Source organism: Micromonospora sp. HNM0581 (genome assembly GCF_012726175.1).
Classification (GTDB): Bacteria; Actinomycetota; Actinomycetes; order Mycobacteriales; family Micromonosporaceae; genus Micromonospora.
This window is the reverse complement of the sequence record NZ_JAASAD010000015.1, coordinates 71996-92194: the sequence shown is the minus strand read 5'-3', so window position 1 is coordinate 92194 and position 20199 is coordinate 71996. Positions and strand designations below refer to the sequence as shown.

The window sequence follows — 20199 nt, the reverse complement described above, 5'->3', positions numbered from 1 at the left end:
GAACGGCTCAGCGGACCTCGTAGGCGAGCACCGCAGTGCCGTCGGCACGAATCAGTTCCAGCCGGACCAGTTCGGCGTTGGTGAACCGGGTCGCCCCCGTGATACGCAGGTCGTCGCCGGGGGCGGCCAACCAGGACCCGATCTGCTCCTGCGAACCGTCACCGGCGTGCGCCACCAGCCGGAAGGTGTTCGCCTTGCCGTACCCTGCCCGTTCGTCGTAGCCGCAGTGCATCGTCACCTCGGTGCCCCAGTCGGTGCCGGTCAGACCGATCTCGGCGTGCACCGGCACCGTTCCGGCGACCGGCTGCATCTGCACCATCCGCACCGGGCCCCCCGGCCCACTCGGCACCTGCCCGGGCAGGATCGTGGCCACCCCGAGGCCGACCACCAGGGCAAGTGCGGCGGCGGCCAGTCCGATGACCGCGTACCGCAGCCGGCCAGCCTGCCGCTCGCGGCGTCGGCGTTCCCGCGCCGCGTCGAGCAGCTCGGGCACCCGGGGGTTCTCCGGTGGTGGCAGGAACTGCTCCAGGCTCGCCGGGTCCAGCCGGCCGAGCAGTCCGGGCAGCACGGCGATCTCGGAAACCGACTGCTGGCACGCCGGGCAGTCGACGAGGTGCCGCTCGTAGGTCGCCCGGTCCGCCGGGGAAAGCGCACCAAGTACGTAGGCCCCGTCGTCGTACGCGTAGTCGCACCGGTTCATCCGGTCACCCCCATCTCGGCCAGGACCAGCCGCAGGGAACGCAGCGCGTAGTGGGTGCGGGACTTCACGGTGCCCGGCGGCACCCCGAGCCGGGACGCCGCCTCGGAGACCGATCGCCCCTGGTAGAAACACTCCACCAGGACATCGCGGTGCGAGGGACTGAGCCGGTTGAGCGCCTCCGCGACCGTCCACGCCTCGACGGCTCGCTCGGTTTCGTCGACGACTTCCGGCGGCTCGGGAAGTTCGTCGGTGTAGACCTCGCCCACCCGGGCGGACCGCCGCCGCCAGGCGTCGATCGCGAGGTTGCGCGCGGTGGTGAAGAGCCAGGCGCGTACCGAACCGCGCCGCGGGTCGAGCGACTCCGGATGCCGCCAGGCCCGCAGCAGCGTCTCCTGCACCAGGTCCTCCGCGCGCTGCCGGTCCCCGTTGACCAGCCGCAGCGCGTGCGCGTAGAGCGCCTCGGCATGCTCGTCGTGCAGGGCGCGCAGTAGGTCGGCGTCGTGGTCGCTGATGGTCTTCTCCTCGCTCTCGGCGCGAGCGGGCGCGGTGTTACGACCGGAGATACGTGCTGTCATGCCGATCGGTTCATTGCCAGCTCAACCTGGTGTAACCGGGGTGGAGTTCATCGCTGGTTCACATCGACGCTGGCCGGTGCTCACCACACCGCCCTAGCGTCCGGCGGGTACGTCGGTGACCTGCACCGACGCGCACCGACTCTCAGGAGGATCCTCCACATGAGCGACCGACCCCGGCTGCTCCCGCTGCTGGGCACCCCCCGCCACGGCAGCCGCGACGCCATGACCTGCCTCTACCGCTGCGGCAACGCCTGTGACCACCCGGTACCCAACACCTCCGACAACGCGTACTTCGGTGAGGTGGTGGACGCCGAGGTCAGCCGCCGCGGCGTGGTCCGCGCCGGGGCGGTCGGCGCCCTGGTGCTGGGCTTCAGCGGCGCTGCGGCCGGCGCCCTCGCCGGCACCGCTTCCGCCGCCGCTGCCCCAGCTGTCCCGGCGCCCCCGGCAGGTCAGTCGTCGGTGGCTGGCCGCCGACCGGGCAACGGTGCACTGACCTTCAAGCCGATTCCGCCGAACACTCTCGACACGTTCGTCGTTCCGAACGGCTACGACCACGCAGTGATCATCCGCTGGGGCGACCCGGTGGTGCCCGGTGCGCCGGAGTTCAACCTGCGCCGGCAGACCGCCGCCGCGCAGGCCAAGCAGTTCGGCTACAACAACGACTTCGTCGGTGTGCTCCCGCTCGACAAGCGGGGTAAGCGGGCACTGCTCGTGGTCAACCACGAGTACACGAACGAGGATCTGATGTTCCCCGGCTTCACCAGCCAGGACGCGCTCAGTGTCGAGCAGGTGAAGGTGGCGATGGCCGCGCACGGCATGTCCGTGGTGGAGATCGAGCGGGTCGACGGTACCGGCCAGTGGCAGGTCGTCGACTCCGGCCGGCGGCCGTACAACCGCCGGGTGGACGCGCTGAGCAGCAAGTTCGAGCTGACCGGTCCGGTCGCCGGCTCGTCGTTCGTGCGGACGGCCGCCGACCCGAAGGGCCGTACGGTCATCGGCACGCTGAACAACTGTGCCGGCGGCGTCACCCCGTGGGGCACGGTGCTCTCCGGCGAGGAGAACTTCAACCAGTACTTCGTCGGCGGTGACGCGGCACCGGAGTCGGAGAAGGCCCGGCTGGCGCGCTACGGGATCAGCACCACCGCCCGTTACCCCAGCGGCAGCCGCAAGTGGGACCGGGCCGCCGAGCGGTTCGACCTCGCCAAGCACCCCAACGAGGCCAACCGGCACGGCTGGATCGTGGAGATCGACCCCTTTGACCCGGACAGCCGCCCGCGTAAGCACACGGCGATGGGTCGGTTCAAGCACGAGGGCGCGAACGTCATCGTCGCCCGCAGCGGGCACGTGGTCGCGTACATGGGCGACGACGAGCGCTTCGACTACCTGTACAAGTTCGTCTCGGACAAAAAGTTCATGAAGGGTGACTCCTGGGTCGCCCGGAAGCACAACCTGACGCTGCTGGAGTCGGGCACCCTCTACGTCGCCAAGCTCGACCAGAGCAGCGCCGATGAGATCGACGGCTCCGGCAAACTGCCGAGTGACGGTGCCTTCAACGGCAAGGGACGCTGGATCAAGCTGGTCAGTGGGAACCGTTCCTACGTGGACGGTATGACTGCCGCCGAGGTGCTGACCTTCACCCGGCTCGCCGGGGACAAGGCCGGTGCGACCAAGATGGACCGGCCAGAGGACGTCGAACCGAGCCTGCTCACCGGCAAGGTGTACGTCGCTCTCACCAACAACTCGAACCGTGGGGTGGGCAGCAACCCGGCGCCGGACGAGGCCAACCCGCGTACCGCCAACCGGCACGGGCAGATCCTGGAACTGGTCGAGGACCGGGGGGACAACACCTCCGACACGTTCACGTGGTCGCTGCCGATCGTCTGCGGTGACCCGGCTGATCCGTCGACCTACTTCGCCGGGTACGACAAGACCAAGGTCTCGCCGATCTCCTGCCCGGACAATGTGGCGTTCGATGCCACCGGCAACCTCTGGATCTCCACCGACGGCAACGCACTTGGCAGCAACGACGGCCTCTTCGCCACCGCGACCGAAGGTCCCGAGCGCGGCCACCTGAAGCAGTTCCTCACCGTACCGATCGGTGCGGAAACCTGCGGTCCGTTCATGACCGAGGACAACCGTTCCATCTTCGTGGCCGTACAGCACCCGGGTGAAATCTCCGGTGCCACGATCGACAACCCGGCCTCCACCTGGCCGGACGGCGACTACGCCAAGCCGGGCGTGGTCGTGACCTGGCGGCTGGACGGCGGGCCGGTCGGTAGCTGACCCCGCCCCGGCCTCGCGCCGGCCGCCACCCGACGGCCCTCTCCCCACCAGGGAGAGGGCCGTCTCGGCAGGCGCCGAAGGTCAGTTGTCGGCGGCCAGGGCGTCGGCGATGGCACGTGCGGCGGTGAGCAGCTTCGTCCGCACCACCCGGGCGGTGGTCATCATCTCGCTGGCCGGTAGCGCGCAGGCCAGCACCGTGCGCCGTTCCATGTCCTTGTCCGGGCTCACGAGCACGGCTGCGCACGCGACGCCCTGTCTGAACTGGCCCAACTCCAGCTGCATCCCGCGGCGGTCCCCGGCCGTCAGGTCGGCCTCGAACGTCTCAGGGGTGGTGAGGGTGGCGTTGGTGAACGGACGCATGCCGTACTCGCGCAGGTAACGGTGGCGCTGCTCGGCGGTCAGCGTGGCGAGGAGCGCCTTTCCGAGTGCGGTCGCGTGGGCGCCCTCGTCGAACCCGGGGACGAGATCCTCCAGGTACGGCGAACGGTTCCCCTCCGCCACAGCGGTGATCGCCACCTGACCATTGACGAAGCGGCCGAGGAAGTGACTCCAGCCGGTCTCCAGCGCCGCCCGGCGCAGGCTCTCCCCGACGGCTGGCGAGCCGCGGAACGCGGAGACCAGTTCGCGGTAGCGGTCGGCCACCTCCAGACCCACGATGTACGTGCCGTCCTCCCGACGGATCACGTAACCCTCGTAGGCGAGGGTGCGTACCAGGTGGTAGGTGGTGGCAACGGTCAGCTCGCAGCGGCGGGCGATCTGTTTGACTGTCAGGCCCCGCGGGGCACGACCGACCGACTCGAGAACTCGAAGCGCGCGGGAGACACTTCGGATCAGGTCCGAAGGTTCCGCTAGGGGGTCACGCACAACCACCTCCGCCACCGGGGACTTACACCATATGAAATGGCGGGCCGCCGCGAAACGCCTGATCGGGTGGATGATCCAAGGCAATCGAATACCTGATGTGAGGTTCACCTCACTTTCTGTCGTCGAGATGTGGCTGACGTAAGTTGACCGCACCATGAGCAACATCGCCCGTCCCCGCACCCCCACCAACGTCGCACGTCCCGTCCGGACCAGTGCGGTCGCGGTCGTCGTCACGATCGTCTGCGTCCTGCCGGTCTTCCTGGTCGGCGGCCTGGCCGTGCAGATGCGGGAGGAGTTGGGATTCTCCCCCGCCGGACTGGGGCTCGTCGTGGCGGTCTACTTCGGTGTGGGTGCCCTCGCCTCGGTGCCTTCCGGTGCGCTCGTCGAGCGGTGGGGTGCCACCGTGGTCGCCCGGGCCGGCATCGCGGTTTCCGCCGTCGCCCTGCTGGCCGTGGCGGTGGCGGCCCGATCGTATCCGACCCTGGTCGGTCTGCTCGCCGTCGCGGGCATCGCCAACGCGCTCGGGCAACTGTCCAGCAACACCCTGCTCGCCCGGCACGTCCCGCCTCGTCGGCAGGGCCTGTCGTTCGGCGTCAAACAGGCAGCCATCCCCGTGTCCACCCTGCTCGCCGGTGTGGCGGTGCCCACCCTCGCGCTGACCGTCGGTTGGCGGTGGGCCTTCGTGGCCGCAGCCGTTGCCGCCGTTGCCGCGCTACCTGCCGTACCGGCCCAGGGTGCCGGGCCCCCGCACCGCCGCACCGCACGCACCGGCGGCGCGACCCCGGGACTGGTCCTGGTCGGGGTGGCAGCGACGCTGGCCGCCGGGGCGGCGAACGCACTGGGCACCTTCGTAGTCGACGCCTCCGTCGACCGGGGTCTCGATCCGGGTAACGCCGGGCTCACCTTGACTCTCGGCAGCGCGGTCTGTGTCGCAGCCCGGATCGGGATCGGCTGGCTGGCCGACCGCCGCACCGGCGGACACGTAACGGTGATCGCCGGTCTGCTGGTGACCGGCGCGGTGGGGCTGAGCCTGCTCGCAGCGGCCGGACCCGGCCCGCTGATCATCGGCGTGGTGCTCGGCTTCGGTCTCGGCTGGTCGTGGCCCGGGCTGATGAACTTCGCGGTGGTCCAACTGCATCCGCAGGCACCGGCCGCAGCCACCTCGATCACCCAGACCGGGGTGTACGCCGGCGGCTGCGTCGGACCGCTCGCCCTGGGCCCCCTGGCCGCTGCGGCCGGCTATCCCGCGATGTGGCTCGCCGCCAGCGCCGCCATGCTCGTCGCCGCCGCGCTGATGCTCACCGCCACCCGCCTACTCCCCACCGTCCGCTGACCCGCCCACCTGGATGCCGACCGACAGTTGAGCGCTGTCTCCTGTCGGACGGTGCCGGGTGGTCAGCTGGAGCGGTCGGCGATGTGGTCGCAGAGCGACTCGAGCGCGTGGCGGGCCGGACCAGCCGGCAAGGGCGCCAGCCGGGCGCGGGCGTCCTCGGCGTAGCTGCGGACGGTTTCGCGGGCACGTTTGAGGGCCGGGCTCTCCCGGAGCAGGCCGAGCGCCTCGGTGTGCAGAGCGTCGTCGGTGATCGGGCCCCCAGCAAGGATCTCCCGCAGCCGGACGGACGAGGCGTCCGCGTCGTCCGAGGCGCAGGCGTAGAGCACCGGCAGGGTGGGCACTCCCTCGCGTAGGTCGGTGCCGGGCGTCTTGCCCGACTCCGCCGACTCGCTGGCGATGTCGAGCAGGTCGTCGGAAAGCTGGAAGGCGACCCCGATGGTCTCGCCGTACCCGGCCAGCGCCGACACGTGCTCCGGTGCGGCCCCACCGAACTGGGCACCGAAGTGCGCGCTGGTGGCGATCAGTGAACCGGTCTTCTCGGCGATCACCCGCAGGTAGTGCGCCACCGGATCGTCCCCGCCCCTGGGACCGACGGTCTCGGCGATCTGGCCATGGACCAGCCGGGCGAACGTACGCGCCTGAAGACGTACCGCCTCGGGGCCCAGCTCGGCCGCGACGTCCGCGGCCCGGGCGAAAAGGTAGTCGCCCACCAGGATGGCGACCGAGTTGGTCCACCGGGAGTTGGCACTGGGTGCACCCCGGCGCACCGCTGCCTCGTCCATCACGTCGTCGTGGTAGAGCGTGGCCAGGTGGGTCAGCTCCACCACCACGGCCGCCGAGACCACCTCGACCCGGGTCGGGTCGCCGAACTGGGCTCCCAGGGCCACCAGCAGCGGTCGGAACCGCTTACCACCGGCCTCCACCAGGTGCCGGGCCGCCTCGGTGACGAACGGGTCTGCGCTGGCGACACTGGCCCGCAGTTGCGTCTCCACCGCCGCCAGCACGTCGAGCACGGACTGCTCACTGCGCGGGTCGGCGAGGTGGAGGCCGAGCGCGCCGAAATGAGCCGCGCCGAAGCGGCCCCGGCGGGCACCGGAGCCGGTGACACCTGAACCCTCGCCACCCCTAATCACCACGCCCCCAACCATGCCACACACGTTCGACCTGCACCGGACCGGGGATACGCGGCGAGGGCCGGCCCACAGCACGTGGATCGGCCCCCGGTCGGCAGTCCGGCCGCTACCTGACGAAATCGGCGGCTGAGGACGCCAGCGAGAGCAGTGGTTCCGGCGCGACGCCGAGTACGAGCGTGGCGAGCACCCCGATCACCAGCGCGGCAGAGGTGAGCCCGCCGGGAACGGCCACCGTCGGCGTGCTGTCGCCCGGTTCGGAGAGCCACATCAGCACCACGACCCGCAGATACGGGAAGGCCAGCACCATGCTGGTCAGCACGCCAGCGATGACGAGCCACACCTGCCCACCCTCCAGCGCCGGGCCGAAAACCGCGAACTTGCTGGTGAAACCGCTGGTCATCGGGATACCCGCGAAGGCCAACAGGACGAAGGTGAACACGGCGGCGTATACCGGCGACCGCCTACCCAGCCCAGCCCAGCGGGACAGGTGCGTCGCTTCCCCGTCGGCATCGCGTACCAACGTCACCACCGCGAACGCGGCCAGCACCGTGAAGCCGTACGCCACCAGGTAGAACATCGTGCCGGAAAGACCACCGCTCCCCGGCGAGAGCACACCGACGAGCAGATAGCCGGCGTTGGCGATGGAGGAGTACGCCAGCAGCCGCTTGATGTCGGTCTGGGTCACCGCGAACAGCGCACCGACGAGCATGGTGAGCACCGCGACAGCGCCCAGCACCGGAGTGAAGTCCCACCGTGCGCCTTCGAAAGCCACATGGAACACCCGCAGCAGCGCACCGAAAGCGGCGACCTTGGTGCAGGCTGCCATGAAACCGGTCAACGGTGTCGGGGCACCCTGGTACACGTCCGGCGTCCAGACGTGGAACGGCGCGGCAGCGGCCTTGAACAGCAGACCGATGGCGACGAGCGCCACACCGGCGAAGAGCAGCACCGGGCTGGCCGTCGAGTTCGCCACTGCCGCGTTCACGGTGGCGAAGTCCACCCCGGCCGCCCGGTCACCCAGACCGGCGGTGAAGCCGTAGATCAGCGCCAGCCCGAACAGGAAGAACGCCGAGGCGTACGCGCCGAGCAGGAAGTACTTCATCGCCGCCTCCTGGCTCAGCAGCCGCCGACGACGAGCCAGCGCGCAGAGCAGGTAGAGCGGCAACGAGAACACCTCGAGCGCGATGAACATCGTCAGCAGGTCGTTCGCCGACACGAAGATCAGCATCCCGCCGATCGCGAAGGTGCTGAGCGGGTACACCTCACCCGCGCCACCGGCGTTCTCCGCCTGCCGGCGGTCCTCCGGCGAGTCGGCGGTCACCGCGGCCTGAGCGACGAACGCGCCGCCCCGCTCGACCGCCCGCTCACCGAGCAGCAACAGCGCCACCGCCGACAGGGCGAGGATCGCGCCCTGGAGGAACAACGTCGGCCCGTCGACGGCGACCACCCCGATAGTGATCACCCGCTTGTCGGCGTTGACCACCACCATGGTCAACGCCGCGAGAACCGCCAGCAGCGCCAGCGGCAACTGCACGGGATGCCGTAGCCGCCGGGGCACGAACGCCTCGACCAGCACCCCGAGCACCGCCGCGCCCAACATGATCAGGATCGGCGCGATAGCCGCGTAGTCGATCGGCGGCAGTTCAAGCTCGGTCACTGGCTCAGCCTTTCGTTCGCGACTGCGGGGCTCGCAAGCTCACTCCTCGCGCTCACCACATCAGCCTTTCGTTCGCGACTGCGGGGCTCGCAAGCTCACTCCTCGCGCTCACCGGCTCGCCTCCTGGACGGTGTCCACCGACGGGGCCGGGTCGGTCCGGTCGACGTCCTGCATGGTCGCCTGAATAGCAGGATTGATGACGTCGGTCACCGGCTTCGGATAGAAGCCGAGGAGCACGATCAGCGCGATCAGGGGAGCTACGACGACCTTCTCACGCAGGGTCAGGTCACGCTTCATCCCGTCGATCTCGGTCAACGCCGGGTTGAGGGTGCCCTGCGTGGTGCGCTGCACCATCCACAGCACGTACGCCGCCGCCAGGACGATGCCCAACGTGGCGATCACGGCAACCGGCTTGTTCACCGTGAACGTGCCGATCAGCACCAGGAACTCGGAGACGAACGGGGCCGTGCCGGGCAGCGCCAACGAGGCTAGACCGGCGAAGAAGAGCACCCCGGCGAGCAGCGGTACCAGCTTGCCAGCGCCACCGAAGTCACTCACCAGAGCCGAGCCCCGGCGCGCGATGAGCATGCCCACCACCAGGAACAGCAGCCCGGTGGCGAGGCCGTGGTTGACCATGTAGAGCACGGCCCCGGTGCCCGCCTGCGTGGTGAAGGCGAAGATGCCCACGCCGATGAAGCCGAAGTGGGCGATCGACGTGTACGACACGAGTCGCTTGAGGTCGTTCTGCCCGACAGCCAGCAGTGCCGCGTAGATGATCCCGATTACCGCCAGAGCCAGCGCCCACGGCGCGAACCACTTGGCGGCGTCCGGGAAGAGCGGCAGACAGTACCGCAGGATGCCGAAGGTGCCGACCTTGTCCAGCACACCGACAAGCAGCGCGGCGGCACCGGCCGGTGCCGCGCCACCGGCGTCCGGCAGCCAGGTGTGGAACGGGAAGAACGGTGCCTTGATCGCAAACGCGACGAAGAACCCGAGGAAGAGCCAACGCTCGGCACCGGTGGAGATGTCCACCTCCGACAGCGCCACCCAGTCGAAGTTCTTACCGCCGACCACCCACAGACCGATCACGGCGGCCAGCATGAACAGGCCACCGACAAGCGAGTAGAGGAAGAACTTCACAGCCGCGTACTGCCGCTGGTTGCCGCCGTAGCTGCCGATGAGGAAGTACATCGGCACCAGCATGACCTCGAAGAAGACGTAGAACAGGAAGACGTCGGCGGCGGCGAAAACGCCGATCATCGTGCATTCGAGGACGAGTAGCAGTGCGAAGTAGACGGGCACCGAGCGCTTCGAGGACTCCGCGTCGTGCCAGGAAGCCAGGATCACCAGCGGCACCAACACCGCGATCAGCATCAGCATGACCAACGCGATGCCGTCGGCGGCGAAGGTGAAGTTGACACCCCAGTTGGGGATCCACGGGTACGACTCGCGGAACTGGAAGCGGTCGCCATCCACCTGGAAGGTCACCCACATGACCACCGACAGCGCCAGCACCAGCAGCGACCAGCCGAACGCCACCTGCTTGGCAAGCGTCGGCCGACTGCGTGGCAGGAAAGCGACGACCACGGCGCCGACAAGCGGCGCCACGGTGAGCACCGAGAGGAACGGGAAGTCGGACATTATGCGGCCTTACCTCCGTCGTCACTGTGCGGTCCGCCGGCGACGGCCGCCTCAGAAGCTGTCGCCCGGATGCGGTCGATCACGCGAACCACCCCGCCTGTACGGCCAGGAAGGCGGCCACCACCAGCAACGCGCCGGTCAGGATCGAGGTGGCGTACGACCGGACGAAGCCGGTCTGCAACCGCCGGAGCCGGCCCGATCCGCCACCGATCCCCGCGGCCAGACCGTTGACGATCCCGTCAATGCCTCGGTTGTCGAGATAGACGAGCGCCCGGGTGAGAAAGATGCCCGGCTTCTCGAAGACCGCCTCGTTGACCGCGTCGGTGTAGAGATTCTTACGGGCAGCGGTGACCACCACGCCGGCCGGCTGCGGCACGGTAGCGGTGCCGTTGCGGAACAGCAACCAACCCAGCACGGCCCCGAGTACGGTGACTCCCTGCGCCAGGAAGAAGATCGCCAGGTGTGGTAGGGCACCGTGGTGTTCCTCGGTGTCGGCGAGGCCGGCCGTGCTGGTCAGCCAGTCCGGGACGGAGGTGGCCAGCAGCGCACCGCCGCCGAGCGAGCCGACGGCAAGCAGGATCAGCGGAATCCTCATCAGCAGCGGGGACTCGTGCGGCTGATCGATGTCCTCGGTCCAGCGCTTCGGCCCGTGGAAGGTGAGCACGAACAGCCGGGTCATGTAGAAGGCGGTCAACCCCGCGCCGAGCAGGGCGGCACCACCGAAGAGCCACGCCGTCCAGCCCTCGCGGGCGAACGCCGCCTCCACGATCGGCTCCTTCGAGAAGTAGCCGGAGAACGGGATGATGCCGATGATCGCCACCCAGCCGGCCGCGAAGGTCAACCAGGTGGTCCTCATGTGCTTCGCGATACCGCCGAAACGACGGATGTCGACCTGATCCTTCATGCCGTGCATGACCGAACCGGCACCGAGGAACATGTTGGCCTTGAAGAAGCCGTGCGCCAGCAGGTGCACGATGGCGAGTGCGTACGCTGCGCCACCCAGACCGACGCCGAGGAACATGTAGCCGATCTGGCTGACCGTGGACCAGGCCAGGATCCGCTTGATGTCGTCCTTGGCGCAACCGATGATCGCGCCGATGAGCAGGGTCAACGCACCGACGCTCACCACCACCAGCTGCAACGTGGCATTGGCCGAGAAGATGATGTTGGAGCGGGCGATCAGGTAGACACCTGCGGTGACCATCGTCGCCGCGTGGATCAGCGCCGACACCGGGGTCGGGCCCTCCATCGCGTCCGGCAACCATGCCTGGAGTGGGAACTGGCCGGACTTGCCGGCCGCGCCGAGCAGCAGCAGCAGACCGAGCACCAGCACGGTGCCGCCGGCCAACGCGCCGACCCCGTTGAACACCTCGTCGTACTGGGTGGTGCCGAGGGTGGCGAACATGATGAAGATCGCGATGGCGAGGCCGGCGTCGCCGACCCGGTTCATCAGGAACGCCTTCTTCCCGGCGGTCGCGGCGGCCGGCTTGGTGTACCAGAAGGAGATCAGCAGGTACGACGCCAGACCGACGCCCTCCCAACCGAAGTACAGCATCACGTAGTTGTTGCCGAGCACCAGCAGCAGCATCGCCGCGATGAACAGGTTGAAGTACGCGAAGAAGCGCCGCCGTCCCGCATCGTGCGCCATGTACTCGACCGCGTACAGGTGGATCAGGAAACCCACGCCGGTGATCAGCAGGACGAACACGCCCGCGAGCGGATCGAACAGCAGCCCGAAGTCCACGTACAGACCACCGACCGCGATGAAGTCCCAGAGGCTGAGCTGGACCGACCGGTTCTCCAGCCCGCGCAGCCCGAGGAAGTAGCTCAACCCGAGCAGGAAGGCCGCGCCGACGGCGGCCACTCCGAGCCAGTGCCCCCACCGGTCGGCCCGCCGGCCGAGCAGCAACAAGATCGCCGCGCTGACCAGCGGAATCGCCACCAGCAGCCAGACGCTGCTCAGCAGCCCGTCCGCCGTCGCGTACGAGACGGTCTCGGCCGGAGCAGCCTGGGCGTACGTCATGATTTCGTCCACCGGTGGGCCCCTCTAGTACTTCAGCAGGTTGGCGTCGTCGACGCTGGCGGAACGTCGGGTGCGGAAAATCGCCATGATGATGGCCAACCCGACCACGACCTCGGCCGCCGCCACCACCATCACGAAGAACGCCATGATCTGGCCGTTGAGGTCACCGTTCATCCGGCTGAAGGTGACGAGCGCCAGGTTGGCCGCGTTGAGCATCAGTTCGACGCACATGAACAGCACGATCGCGTTGCGCCGGACCAGCACCCCGGCGGCGCCGATGGTGAACAGCACCGCGGCGAGGACCAGGTAGTAGTTCGGCTCGACCGAGAAGAAGTCACTCATTTCTCAGTGCCCTTCAGCGTGGTCTCCTCGGCGGTCAGCTCCCGCACGGGCAGGATGTCCGGCGTGCTGCGGTCGCTCAGTCGCCCGTCCGGCAGACGGGCCGGAGTGGCGACGGACGAGGAGGTGGCGAAGACACCCGGGCCGGGCTTCGGACCGGGGTAGTTGCCGGGCGCGAAGCGGGCCTTCATGGTGGCCACCTGATCGCGCTTGTCCTCCTTGCGCCGTTCGACGTGCGCCAGGATCATGCCGCCGATAGTGGCGGTGATCAGCAGTGCCGCGGTGAGTTCGAAAGCGAAGACGTAGTCGGTGAAGAGCAGGCGGGCGATGCCCTCCACGTTGCCGCCCGAGTTGGCCTGTTCCAGACCGACCGGGATGCTGCCCTGGGTGGCCCGGTATACCCCGCTACCGAGCAGGCCGGCGAAGCCGAGACCCAACCCGATCGCCGCGATCCGCTGGCCACGCAGCACCTCGATGAGGGAGTCGGACGCCTCCCGACCGACGAGCATCAGCACGAACAGGAAGAGCATCATGATGGCACCGGTGTAGACGATGATCTGCACCATGCCGATGAACGGGCCGGCCTGGAGCACGTAGAACACCCCGAGGCTGAGCATGGTCAGCACCAGCCACAGCGCCGAGTGCACCGCGTTGCGGGCGGCCACCATGCCGATCGCACCGGCCAGCGCGACCGGAGCGAGGATCCAGAACGTGACCGCCTCTCCGCCGGAGACCGCACCGGAGGCGGCGAGCAGCGTCGAGGTGTTCATGCCGACTCCCCTTTCTCCGCCTCGGCGCGTTGAGCGGCCTGCTCGGCACCGGGGAAGGTGACACCCGGATGCTCGTCGACCCGGTAACTGCCCGGCCCCATCGGGGAACGCTCCGCCCCGGCGGAGGTGCCCGGGTTGGTGAGGCTGCCGACGTAGTAGTCCTTCTCGCTGTCACCAAGCCGCATCGGGTGCGGCGGCTGCTCCATCCCGGACAGCAGCGGCGCCAACAGCTGCTCCTTGGTGAAGATCAGATCCTTGCGGTTGTCGCGGGCCAGCTCGTACTCGTTGCTCATGGTCAACGAGCGGGTCGGGCAAGCCTCGATACACAGCCCGCAAAAAATACAGCGGGCGTAGTTGATCTGGTAGACGCTGGCGTACCGCTCGCCCGGCGAGAAGCGCTGCTCGTCGGTGTTGTCGCCACCCTCCACGTAGATCGCATCCGCCGGGCAGGCCCAGGCGCACAGCTCACAGCCGATGCACTTCTCCAGCCCGTCCGGGTGCCGGTTGAGGATGTGCCGCCCGTGGTAACGCGGTGCCGGCTTCGGCGGGGTGAACGGGTAGTCGGTGGTGACGACCTTCCTGAACATGTGCGAAAAGGTGACCCCGAAGCCCTTGAACGTTCCGGTGATCGCGCCCACGTCACACCTCCTCAGAGTCCTGGCCGGCGGGAGCGTTGGCCGGCTCCCGCTCGGCGACCATGCGCCGGGTGCGCGGGCTCGGTGGTACCTGCAGATCCAGCGGGGGCAGCGGGAAGCTACCCTGCGGCCGGTTGTCGACCTGCTCGGCGAGGCTCGGCTTCGGTGCCGACTTGCGACTCGGCCAGAACAGCGCAGCGAGCAGCACCAGGCCAGCCGGAACGCCGATGGCGTACAGCCGGCTCTGGGTGTCCCAGTCGTCGATGGTGCGCAGCCCGGCGAGGATCACGATCCAGACCAGGCTGATCGGGATGAGCACCTTCCAACCGAGACGCATGAACTGGTCGTACCGCAGCCGGGGCAGGGTGCCGCGCAACCAGACGAAGACGAACACCAGCAGGATGACCTTGCCGAAGAACCAGAGCAGCGGCCACCAGCCGGAGTTGGCGCCCGACCACACGGTGATCGGCCACGGCGCGTGCCAACCACCCAGGAAGAGCGTCACGGTGAAGGCCGACATGGTCACCATCGCGACGTACTCACTGAGCATGATCAGCGCGAACTTGAGCGAGCTGTACTCGGTCATGAAGCCGGCGACCAGCTCCGACTCCGCCTCCGGCAGGTCGAACGGCGGCCGGTTGGTCTCGCCGACGATGGAGATGAAGAACACGATGAAGCTCGGGAAGAGCAGCAGCGCGTACCAGCCCGGTGCCGGTATGTCGAACCCGAACAGGCTGAGCTGGGTCCCGTCGCCCTGGGCGGCCACGATCTCACTCGTGGACATCGTGCCGGCGAGCATGAACACCGCCACGATCGACAGCCCCAGCGCCACCTCGTAGGAGATCAGCTGGGCGGCGGAACGCAGCCCACCGAGCAGCGGATAGGTCGAGCCGGACGCCCAACCGGCGAGCACGATGCCGTAGACCGCCATCGACGAGCAGGCCAGCACCACGAGCACCGCCACCGGCACGTCGGTGACCTGCAACGGCGTCTGGTGACCGAAGACGCTCACCATCGGGCCGAACGGGATCACCGACAGCGCGGTGACCGCACAGATCACGGAGATGGCCGGAGCGAAGAAGTAGACGACCTTGTCCGCCGAACGCGGGAGGATGTCCTCCTTGAAGGCCATCTTCAAACCGTCGGCAAGCGTCTGTAGCAGGCCGAACGGGCCGAGCTGGTTCGGCCCCGGCCGTACCTGCATGAAGCCGACGACCCGCCGCTCGAACCAGACGCCGAGCAGCGTACCGAGCAGCGCGACCACGAACGCGAAGACGATTTTGCCGAGGATCAGCCACCACGGGTCGTGGCCGAAGTCGCTGAGCGACGGCGGCTGCGCCAGCGAAATCATGCGACACCCCCGGAGGAGTTGAGGATCGGACCCGGCCGGTCCGCCGCGTCGGCGGCGACCGGCTCGGTGGTGCCGGGTGCGGAGATCCGGACCACCGCGCCGGAGGTGGCACCCAAACTGCGCCGCACGGTCGAACCGGGCGAGTTCGTGGGTAGCCAGACCACCCCGTCCGGCATCTCGGTGATCGCCACCGGCAGGGTCAACGCACCCCGATCGGTGCCCACCGTGACCGGTTCGCCGTCGGCGATGCCGAGCGCTTCCGCGCTGGCCTTGCCCAGCCGGATCACCGGCGGGCGGGCAGTGCCCCCCAGGTGCTCGTCACCGTCGGTGAGACTGCCCAGGTCGACCAGCTGGTGCCAGGTCGCCAGCACCGCCTCACCGGCACCCGGCTGCGGCACCGTGCCGGGCGTCACGGTCGGAGCGGCCGGCCGGCTCGCCCGGGTCGCCGGCAGGCTACCCAGCTCACGGCGTACGGACGGCACGTCCCCGGTGCCCAGCCGCACATCCAACTGGGCGGCGAGCGCGTCGAGCACCCGACCGTCGGTCATCGCGGCGGTGTCCAGCACCGCCTCGAAGGGACGCAGCCGACCCTCCCAGTCCAGGAAGCTGCCGGCCTTCTCCACCGCCGGCGCAACCGGCAGGACCACGTTCGCCCGGCGGGTCACCGCAGTGGCCCGCAACTCCAGGCTGACCAGGAAGGGCACCGCGTCCAGGGCCTGCTCGGCCAGACGCGGATCGGCCAGGTCGGCCGGGTCCACCCCGGCCACCACCAGCGCGCCCAGCTGCCCTGCGGCGGCGGCGCCGAGGATCCCTTCGGTGTCCCGGCCCGCCTGACTCGGGATGATCCCGGCCGGGATGTCCCACGCCTCGCCCAACTCGGCACGCGCACCCGGCTCGGTGACCAGCCGACCACCGGGCAGCAGGTTCGGCAGGCAGCCGGTGTCGACCGCCCCACGGTCACCGGCACGTCGCGGCACCCAGGCCAGTTTCGCCCCGGTACGCGCGGCCACCTCAGCAGCGGCGGAGAGGCCCCCTGGCACAGTGGCCAGCCGCTCACCGACGAACAGGATCGCCCCTTCGGCGCTGAGCGCCTCGGCGACCGTGGCGTGCTCGGCGAGCACCCCGGCCTCCTCGCCCGGCACCACCCGGGCCAGCTTGGCACCGAGCTTCTCCAGGCCACGGGTGGCGAACGGGGCGATCGCGTACACCTTGAGCTTGTTCTTCAGGTACGCCTTGCGCAGCCGCAGGAAGAGGATCGGGCACTCCTCCTCCGGCTCCAGGCCGACAAGCACCACCGCCGGTGCCCTCTCGACGTCGGTGTAGGTGACGTCGGTGCTGCCGGCGACCGTGCTGGCCAGGAAGTCGGCCTCCTCGCGGGAGACCGGGCGGGCCCGGAAGTCGATGTCGTTGGTGTGCAGGGCGACCCGGGCGAACTTGGCGTACGCGTACGCGTCCTCGATCGTCAGTCGACCGCCGGTGAGCACCGCGGCACCCTGGCCGGTGTCCCGGGCCGACCGCAGCCCTTCGGCAGCGACGCTGAGCGCCTCGCTCCAGGACGCTTCGCGCAGTTCGCCGGTGTGCTCGTCGCGTACCAACGGAGTGGTGAGCCGGTCAGCGGCGCGGGCGTACTGGAAGCCCCACCGCCCCTTGTCGCAGTTCCACTCCTCGTTGACCTGGGGATCGTCGCCGGCCAGCCGGCGTAGCACCTTGCCCCGCCGCCAGTCGGTGCGCTGGGCGCAGCCAGCCGAGCAGTGCTCACACACGCTCGGGCTGGAGACCAGGTCGAACGGGCGGGCACGGAAGCGGTACTGGCTGCCGGTCAACGCGCCCACCGGACAGATCTGCACGGTGTTTCCGGAGAAGTACGAGTTGAAAGGGACGTCGCCCTCGTCACCCTCGACGCCGTACTCCTCGTCCCGGTAGATGTTGATCTCCTCGGCGGAGGAGCGGTTCATCAGGTCGATGAACTTGTCGCCCGCGATCTCCTCGGAAAATCGGGTGCAGCGCTGGCAGAGCACGCAGCGTTCCCGGTCGAGCAGCACCTGGGTACTGATCGGCAGCGGTTTCGGATACTCCCGCTTGTGCTCGTGGAAGCGGGAGTCGCTGCGACCGGTCGACATGGCCTGGTTCTGTAGCGGGCACTCACCGCCCTTGTCACACATCGGGCAGTCGAGGGGGTGGTTCACCAGGAGCAGCTCCATGATCCCCTCCTGCGCCTTCTTGGCGACCGGAGAGGTGAGCTGGGTACGGACCACCATCCCGTCGGCGACCGTCTGGGTGCAGGAGGCGACGGGCTTGCGCTGCCCCTCCACCTCCACCAGGCACTGCCGGCAGGCGCCGGCCGGAGCCAGCAGCGGATGGTCGCAGAACCGGGGGATCTCGGTGCCCATCTGCTCGGCGACCCGGATCAGCAGCGCCCCCTTCGGGGCGGTGACCTCGACGCCGTCGATGGTGAGGGTGACCGTCTCGGTCGGCTTGGCAACGTCCGTCATTAGTGGGCTCCCACCAACTGCTTGTCGGACAACTTCGGCGCGGTCCGTCCCTCGATGTAGTCGAGGTAGTCCTGCTTGAAGTACTTCAGCGACGAGGTCACCGAGCTGGTGGCACCGTCACCCAGGCCGCAGAAGGAGCGGCCGAGGATGTTGTCGCAGGTGTCGAGCAGCGTGTCCAGGTCGTCCCGGGTGCCCTGGCCGGCGAGGATGCGCCGGTAGACCCGGACCATCCAGTAGTTGCCTTCCCGGCACGGCGTGCACTTGCCGCACGACTCGTGGTGGTAGAACTCCAGCCACCGGTAGGTCGCGTAGACCGGGCAGTCCTGGTCGGAAAAGATCTGCGTGGCGGTGGTGCCGAGGATCGAGCCGGCGGCAGCCACCCCCTCGAAGTCCAGTGGCACGTCGAGGTGCTCGGCGGTGAGCAGCGGCGTCGACGATCCGCCCGGCGTCCAGAACTTCAGGTTGTGCCCCGGCAGCATCCCGCCGGCCAACTCGATCAGCTCGCGCAGCGTGATGCCGAGGCCGCACTCGTACTGGCCGGGATTGGTGATCCGCCCGGAGAGGGAGTAGATCATCGGTCCGGCGGACTTCTCGGTACCCATCGACTTCCACCAGTCGGCACCGGCCAGCACGATGTACGGCACGCTGGCGATGGTGCCGACGTTGTTGACCACGGTGGGGCTGGCGTACAGGCCGTGGGTGGCCGGGAACGGCGGACGTAGCCGAGGCTGGCCCCGGAAGCCCTCCAGGGAGTCGAGCAGGGCCGTCTCCTCGCCGCAGATGTACGCGCCGGCTCCCGAGTGCACCACCAGGTCCAGGTCGAAACCCGAGCCGAGGATGTCTCGTCCGAGGTAGCCCTTGGCGTACGCCTCGTTGACGGCGTTGCGTAGCCGCCGGGCGGCGTGCACCGCCTCACCGCGGATGTAGATGTAGGCGCGACTGGCCCGGATCGCGTACGAGGCGATGATGACCCCCTCGACCAGCGAGTGCGGGTCGTGGGTCATCAACGGCAGGTCCTTGCAGGTGCCGGGCTCGCCCTCGTCGGCGTTGACCACGAGGTAGTGCGGCTTACCGTCGCCCTGCGGGATGAAGCCCCACTTCAGGCCGGTGGGGAAGCCGGCCCCGCCACGACCCCGCAGCCCGGAATCCTTGATCAGCTGGATGAGGTCGTCCGGGTGCGCCTTGACCGCTTTGCGCAGCGCCGCGTAACCGTCGAGCTTCTCGTAGGTGCCGATCTGCCAGGCATCCGGGGACAGCCAACGCTTGGTGAGCACGGGCGTCAGCTTGGCCAGGGTCTGCGGCGCGGGCGTGGTCACTGCTGAGCCCCCTTGTCGTGTGCGGAGTCCTGACCGCCGTTGGCCGACTCCGCTTCCCTGAGGTTGCGCTCCTGTGCCCCCGTGTCGTCGCCCGCCGGCTTGGCGTCGCTGGCCGGTTTGTTGGCTGCCGCACCGGCGGCCTCGGCGGCCCGGGCGTCGTCTGGGGCGGGCGGCTGCCCGTCCACGGGAACCTTGGTGCCGGGTGCGTCCGGGGCCGGCGTCCCGGCGTCCGGCTGCCGGGTCTCGGCCGTACGCAACTGCGGTGACTTGCGGTCCGGGGCGGGCACGTCGGGCGCGGTGCTGCCGCTCGGGGCGGCCTTCGCCGGGGTGGCGGGGGCGGGCTTGTCCTCCGGCTTGCCACCGCGGATGGGGGTGTTCGGGTCGAAGCCCGGTGCCGAGATGCCGTGCTGCTGGGCCAGTCGCAGGCCACGCAGGGTCGGCTCGCCCGGCACACCGTCGGCGACGGCGCCGTCCCGCTCGTCGGCGAAGCCGGCGAGCTGCACGGCCATCTCCTTTAGGGTGCAGAGCCGGGCACCACGGCTCGGCGTGGGCCGACCACCGGCGCGCAGTTCGTCGACCACCCCGACCGCGGCCTGCGGGTCGACGCCGTCGAAGAAGTCGTAGTTGACGGTCATCACCGGGCCGTAGTCGCAGGCGGCCAGGCACTCGGCGTGCTCAAGGGTGATGGTGCCGTCGGCGGTGGTCTCGTCGTGTCCGACCCCCAGGTGCTCGGCGAGGGTGTCGTAGACCTCCTGGCCACCGAGCACGTTGCACATCGTGTTGGTGCAGACGCTTACCAGCCAGTCACCGGTGGGCCGCCGCTTGTACATGGTGTAGAAGCTGGCCACCGCACCGACCTGGGCCTTGTTCAGACCGAGCACTTCGGCGCAGAACGCCACACCGGCCGGGGAGACGTAACCTTCCTCGGCCTGTACGAGATGCAGCAGCGGCAGCAGAGCCGAGCGGGAGCGGTCCACCGGGTAACGGGCGATGATCTCCCGGGCCCGGGTCCGCGTCTGTTCGGTGAAGACAGTCATCAGCGTCGCCTTCCGTTCCCGACTGCGGGGCTCGCAAGCTCACTCCTCGC

At 69.1% G+C, this 20199-nt stretch carries 16 protein-coding genes; 2 read left to right on the top strand and 14 right to left on the bottom strand.

Going from position 1 to position 20199, the window contains the following annotated elements; translation table 11 throughout:
- Positions 1 to 7 precede the first annotated feature (7 nt).
- Positions 8 to 700: a zf-HC2 domain-containing protein gene (locus HCA58_RS17925; protein WP_169598995.1), complete on the bottom strand. Its 693-nt coding sequence runs from the start codon at positions 698 to 700 to the stop codon at positions 8 to 10.
- A complete protein-coding gene (locus HCA58_RS17920) occupies positions 697 to 1275 on the bottom strand; it encodes a sigma-70 family RNA polymerase sigma factor (RefSeq protein WP_205808934.1) in 579 nt (192 codons plus the stop codon). The genes HCA58_RS17925 and HCA58_RS17920 overlap by 4 nt, the downstream gene beginning before the upstream one ends.
- A gap of 159 nt (positions 1276 to 1434) precedes the next feature.
- Here HCA58_RS17920 and HCA58_RS17915 point away from each other — a divergent pair, with 159 nt between their 5' ends.
- Positions 1435 to 3558, top strand: a complete 2124-nt coding sequence (locus tag HCA58_RS17915) for a PhoX family phosphatase (RefSeq protein WP_169598994.1) — start codon at positions 1435 to 1437, stop codon at positions 3556 to 3558.
- Positions 3559 to 3639: 81 nt separating this feature from the next.
- Here the strand turns inward: HCA58_RS17915 and HCA58_RS17910 are convergent, their stop codons facing one another.
- A complete protein-coding gene (locus HCA58_RS17910; RefSeq protein WP_169598993.1) occupies positions 3640 to 4422 on the bottom strand; it encodes an IclR family transcriptional regulator C-terminal domain-containing protein in 783 nt (260 codons plus the stop codon).
- Positions 4423 to 4576: 154 nt separating this feature from the next.
- Here HCA58_RS17910 and HCA58_RS17905 point away from each other — a divergent pair, with 154 nt between their 5' ends.
- Positions 4577 to 5755, top strand: a complete 1179-nt coding sequence (locus tag HCA58_RS17905; protein ID WP_169598992.1) for an MFS transporter — start codon at positions 4577 to 4579, stop codon at positions 5753 to 5755.
- A gap of 62 nt (positions 5756 to 5817) precedes the next feature.
- On the opposite strand, the gene HCA58_RS17900 is transcribed toward HCA58_RS17905, so the two are convergent.
- The 11 genes from HCA58_RS17900 to nuoE all read right to left on the bottom strand — a co-directional run bounded on the left by HCA58_RS17900 (position 5818) and on the right by nuoE (position 20149).
- A complete protein-coding gene (locus HCA58_RS17900) occupies positions 5818 to 6903 on the bottom strand; it encodes a polyprenyl synthetase family protein (protein WP_169598991.1) in 1086 nt (361 codons plus the stop codon).
- Between the two features lie 91 nt (positions 6904 to 6994).
- On the bottom strand, positions 6995 to 8545 hold the full coding sequence (gene nuoN / locus HCA58_RS17895) for an NADH-quinone oxidoreductase subunit NuoN (RefSeq protein ID WP_169598990.1): 1551 nt from the start codon (positions 8543 to 8545) through the stop codon (positions 6995 to 6997).
- Between the two features lie 108 nt (positions 8546 to 8653).
- Positions 8654 to 10186, bottom strand: coding sequence for an NADH-quinone oxidoreductase subunit M (locus HCA58_RS17890; RefSeq protein ID WP_169598989.1), 1533 nt, complete (start codon positions 10184 to 10186; stop codon positions 8654 to 8656).
- A 79-nt stretch (positions 10187 to 10265) separates the two neighbouring features.
- Positions 10266 to 12209, bottom strand: a complete 1944-nt coding sequence (gene nuoL / locus HCA58_RS17885) for an NADH-quinone oxidoreductase subunit L (RefSeq protein ID WP_169599030.1) — start codon at positions 12207 to 12209, stop codon at positions 10266 to 10268.
- A gap of 24 nt (positions 12210 to 12233) precedes the next feature.
- Positions 12234 to 12551, bottom strand: a complete 318-nt coding sequence (gene nuoK, locus HCA58_RS17880) for an NADH-quinone oxidoreductase subunit NuoK (protein ID WP_013731028.1) — start codon at positions 12549 to 12551, stop codon at positions 12234 to 12236.
- On the bottom strand, positions 12548 to 13318 hold the full coding sequence (locus tag HCA58_RS17875; protein ID WP_169598988.1) for an NADH-quinone oxidoreductase subunit J: 771 nt from the start codon (positions 13316 to 13318) through the stop codon (positions 12548 to 12550). The genes nuoK and HCA58_RS17875 overlap by 4 nt, the downstream gene beginning before the upstream one ends.
- Positions 13315 to 13956 (bottom strand): NADH-quinone oxidoreductase subunit NuoI, encoded by a 642-nt coding sequence (nuoI, locus tag HCA58_RS17870; RefSeq protein ID WP_169598987.1) that lies wholly within the window; start codon positions 13954 to 13956, stop codon positions 13315 to 13317. Before nuoI ends, HCA58_RS17875 begins: the two co-directional genes overlap by 4 nt.
- A gap of 1 nt (position 13957) precedes the next feature.
- Positions 13958 to 15304 (bottom strand): NADH-quinone oxidoreductase subunit NuoH, encoded by a 1347-nt coding sequence (nuoH, locus tag HCA58_RS17865; RefSeq protein ID WP_169598986.1) that lies wholly within the window; start codon positions 15302 to 15304, stop codon positions 13958 to 13960.
- The gene (locus tag HCA58_RS17860; RefSeq protein WP_169598985.1) at positions 15301 to 17796 is read right to left on the bottom strand and encodes an NADH-quinone oxidoreductase subunit G; all 2496 of its coding nucleotides are present in this window, start codon (positions 17794 to 17796) and stop codon (positions 15301 to 15303) included. Before HCA58_RS17860 ends, nuoH begins: the two co-directional genes overlap by 4 nt.
- Positions 17796 to 19112, bottom strand: a complete 1317-nt coding sequence (gene nuoF, locus HCA58_RS17855) for an NADH-quinone oxidoreductase subunit NuoF (RefSeq protein WP_169598984.1) — start codon at positions 19110 to 19112, stop codon at positions 17796 to 17798. Before nuoF ends, HCA58_RS17860 begins: the two co-directional genes overlap by 1 nt.
- On the bottom strand, positions 19109 to 20149 hold the full coding sequence (nuoE, locus tag HCA58_RS17850; RefSeq protein ID WP_169598983.1) for an NADH-quinone oxidoreductase subunit NuoE: 1041 nt from the start codon (positions 20147 to 20149) through the stop codon (positions 19109 to 19111). Before nuoE ends, nuoF begins: the two co-directional genes overlap by 4 nt.
- Positions 20150 to 20199 lie beyond the last annotated feature (50 nt).

Bases quoted from the DNA above. Each gene is read 5' to 3' on its own strand.
- HCA58_RS17925 (WP_169598995.1), bottom strand. From the start codon at position 700: ATGAACCGGTGCGACTACGCGTACGACGACGGGGCCTACGTACTTGGT.
- HCA58_RS17920 (WP_205808934.1), bottom strand. From the start codon at position 1,275: ATGACAGCACGTATCTCCGGTCGTAACACCGCGCCCGCTCGCGCCGAG.
- HCA58_RS17915 (WP_169598994.1), top strand. From the start codon at position 1,435: ATGAGCGACCGACCCCGGCTGCTCCCGCTGCTGGGCACCCCCCGCCAC.
- HCA58_RS17905 (WP_169598992.1), top strand. From the start codon at position 4,577: ATGAGCAACATCGCCCGTCCCCGCACCCCCACCAACGTCGCACGTCCC.
- HCA58_RS17900 (WP_169598991.1), bottom strand. From the start codon at position 6,903: ATGGTTGGGGGCGTGGTGATTAGGGGTGGCGAGGGTTCAGGTGTCACC.
- HCA58_RS17890 (WP_169598989.1), bottom strand. From the start codon at position 10,186: ATGTCCGACTTCCCGTTCCTCTCGGTGCTCACCGTGGCGCCGCTTGTC.
- nuoL (WP_169599030.1), bottom strand. From the start codon at position 12,209: ATGACGTACGCCCAGGCTGCTCCGGCCGAGACCGTCTCGTACGCGACG.
- nuoK (WP_013731028.1), bottom strand. From the start codon at position 12,551: ATGAGTGACTTCTTCTCGGTCGAGCCGAACTACTACCTGGTCCTCGCC.
- HCA58_RS17875 (WP_169598988.1), bottom strand. From the start codon at position 13,318: ATGAACACCTCGACGCTGCTCGCCGCCTCCGGTGCGGTCTCCGGCGGA.
- nuoH (WP_169598986.1), bottom strand. From the start codon at position 15,304: ATGATTTCGCTGGCGCAGCCGCCGTCGCTCAGCGACTTCGGCCACGAC.
- HCA58_RS17860 (WP_169598985.1), bottom strand. From the start codon at position 17,796: ATGACGGACGTTGCCAAGCCGACCGAGACGGTCACCCTCACCATCGAC.
- nuoE (WP_169598983.1), bottom strand. From the start codon at position 20,149: ATGACTGTCTTCACCGAACAGACGCGGACCCGGGCCCGGGAGATCATC.